Genomic DNA, 828 nt, shown 5'->3' with positions numbered 1-828 from the left:
TCGTATCGCTTGGGCATGGCAGAATGCTTCGCCTAAAAGGTGAGAACTCTACGGAAAATCAGGCTTTCAGCGGCTCTGGTGGCGTTTCAAAGGTTTTCATACAGAGCCTAGATATTTGAGCAGTACTTCCTAAAATAGCATTTTTTGCGAGTCGCCCCATGATGTGCGTAGATGATGGGTTTCCAAATAACGTAGTACTGAACTCATGCATCGCTGTTGCTACATCTGCAGCACATGGTGTAGTGGCAGCGGCATCTAAATAGATTAGCGGGTGGGGTTGCATGACGGAATCCTCATGTTTCATATGTGACGACATGAATGCCCTTGCTATATATTTCTTCAATATTCAGCTCGCCGCTTCCTCCCAAATCTGCGACTAAAATACTGACCGCTTCAAAATTATAGAGTGACAACGCAATTTCTACACCCTTTCGGATAGGCTCGTGGCATTCATTGGGGGCGAGGAGGACCAAGAGGCGGGCGCCTGACTTATATGCTTCGGAGATCATTTCTGTTATTTCTCCAGCGCACCCAGTCATGCCACAGCTAACCAATGGAAGAGTGGCGCCGGAAGCGTCGGTGAAAGAAATTTCAGACATTGTTGGGTGGCTTGAGATGTATTTCTTCTGGAGCTTTCCTTTTTTTACCAATCGTACTGCTTCATTTTGAAAGCGATTTTTTAGCCATGTTTCAGGGAAAGAGATAGGATGTTGTCGGCTAGGGATTCTCCGATCAAGTCAGCACAAGCCGCCCGACCTGTGCTGAAATAGCCCTCCGTTCAGCCCCCCAGCAAGTCTTGCCCATGAGTCAGATGAGCTTTTCCGATTT

The 828-nt window shown here is 47.3% G+C and carries 1 protein-coding gene; it reads right to left on the bottom strand.

What is annotated here, in order from left to right:
- Positions 1 to 293 precede the first annotated feature (293 nt).
- On the bottom strand, positions 294 to 599 hold the full coding sequence (locus NJF35_RS24590; RefSeq protein ID WP_253091621.1) for a hypothetical protein: 306 nt from the start codon (positions 597 to 599) through the stop codon (positions 294 to 296).
- Between the last annotated feature and the right edge of the window lie 229 nt (positions 600 to 828).

This window comes from Pseudomonas guariconensis (assembly GCF_024127895.1).
Taxonomy (GTDB): domain Bacteria; phylum Pseudomonadota; class Gammaproteobacteria; order Pseudomonadales; family Pseudomonadaceae; genus Aquipseudomonas; species Aquipseudomonas guariconensis_B.
Note: the sequence above shows the minus strand (reverse complement) of the source record. Positions and strands in the feature narration are given on the sequence as shown.